Origin of the sequence: Kitasatospora sp. NPDC057512 (assembly GCF_042802135.1) — a bacterium.
Classification (GTDB): domain Bacteria; phylum Actinomycetota; class Actinomycetes; order Streptomycetales; family Streptomycetaceae; genus Kitasatospora.
In genome coordinates, this window is sequence record NZ_JBHVET010001208.1 from 1 (window position 1) to 1,431 (window position 1,431).

Annotated in this window: 2 protein-coding genes; both read left to right on the plus strand. The window is 73.9% G+C overall.

What is annotated here, in order from left to right; translation table 11 throughout:
* Positions 1–96: 96 nt before the first annotated feature.
* Positions 97–1,062 (plus strand): NAD-dependent epimerase/dehydratase family protein, encoded by a 966-nt coding sequence (locus ACFU6K_RS38960; protein ID WP_380671403.1) that lies wholly within the window; start codon positions 97–99, stop codon positions 1,060–1,062.
* Entirely contained in the window at positions 1,062–1,361 is a 300-nt protein-coding gene (locus tag ACFU6K_RS38965; protein WP_380671405.1) for a putative quinol monooxygenase, read from the plus strand. The genes ACFU6K_RS38960 and ACFU6K_RS38965 overlap by 1 nt, the downstream gene beginning before the upstream one ends.
* The last annotated feature ends 70 nt before the right edge of the window (positions 1,362–1,431 follow it).

The window sequence follows — 1,431 nt, forward strand, 5'->3', positions numbered from 1 at the left end:
GCGCTGGGCAGCGCGTCCGCCTGACAGGGAGCCAGGAACGGTCGCGCGTCGCGGGGCCGTGGACGGAACGAGAGAGAAAGAGACAGGAAAGAGCAGATGGCAGACATTTGCGTCATCGGCGGGACCCGCTACTTCGGCAAGCTGCTGGTGCGCCGGCTGCTGGCGGCCGGCCACCGGGTCACCCTCGTCACCCGCGGCCGGACCCCGGACCCGTTCGGGGACTCCGTCCGGCGGCTGCGCGCGGACGTCAACCGTCCCGGCGAGCTCGCCGAGGCGGTGGCCGGGGAGCGGTTCGACGCCGTGGTGCACCAGATGTGCTACACTCCCAACGCCGCCGTGGAGGCCTGCGAGGCCTTCGGCGACCGGGCCGGGAAGCTGGTGCTGACCAGCACCATCGAGGTCTACAACCGGGACACCTTCCGCGGGCCGGTCGCCGCACCGGAGTTCGGCGCGCTCGCCCGCGAGGAGGAGCTCGACCCGGCCGGGTACCCGTACGACCTCACCCTGCCCTGGCAGGACGACGACTACCTGGAGGCCAACTACGGCGAGGGCAAGCGCCAGGCCGAGGCCGCGGTGACCGACCGCGCGCAGGTGCCGGTGCTGCTGGCCCGGGTGGCCCACGTGCTGGCCGAGGAGGGCGACTTCACCGGCCGCTACCGCTTCCACGTCGACCGGATCCGGGACGGGCGGCCGATCGTGGCCCACGCCGGGCCGGGCCGGACCTCGCTGGTGCGGGCCGAGGACGCGGCCGGCTTCCTCGCCTGGGCGGCCGTGAACGAGGTGACCGGCGCGGTCAACGTGGCCTCCCCGGACACCGCGGACGTCTACGATGTCGTTGCCTCGGTGGAGGGGGCGACCGGGCTGACGGCCCAGGTCATCGAGAAGGAGGACCCGGCGGGCGACCCCGACCTGTCCCCGTTCTCCTGCCCGGCAGACTTCGCGATGTCGGCCGACCGGGCCGCCTCGCTCGGCTACCGGTTCACCCCCATCGCCGAGTGGCTGCCCGCGCTCGGCCGGGCCGCGGCCGCCGACACCGATCCCACCACCGCCAAGGAGCAGTGATGTTCGACCTCATCGTCATCGTCAGGGTCACCGAGCCGGACGGCGTCCCGGTGGTCGCCGACGCCCTGGCCCGGATGCGGCCGCTGTGCCTCGCCGAGGACGGCTGCGTCAGCTGGGAGGCGTACCACTCGCAGGACGACCCGGGCCGCTTCGTCCTGGTGGAGCGCTGGGCGACCCGGGAGGCCTGGGAGGCGCACGACGGCGGCGACGCGATCCAGAAGGTCTACATCCCGGACATCCTGCCGCGGGTCGAGCGCGAGGTGCACCCCAGCGTTCCGGTCTCCGTGAGCGCCGGCTGAGCGTCGGTTGAGCGAACCGGCCGCGCCGGAGAACGGCCGTGGGCCCCGGCCCGCCCCTGGTGTCCAGGAG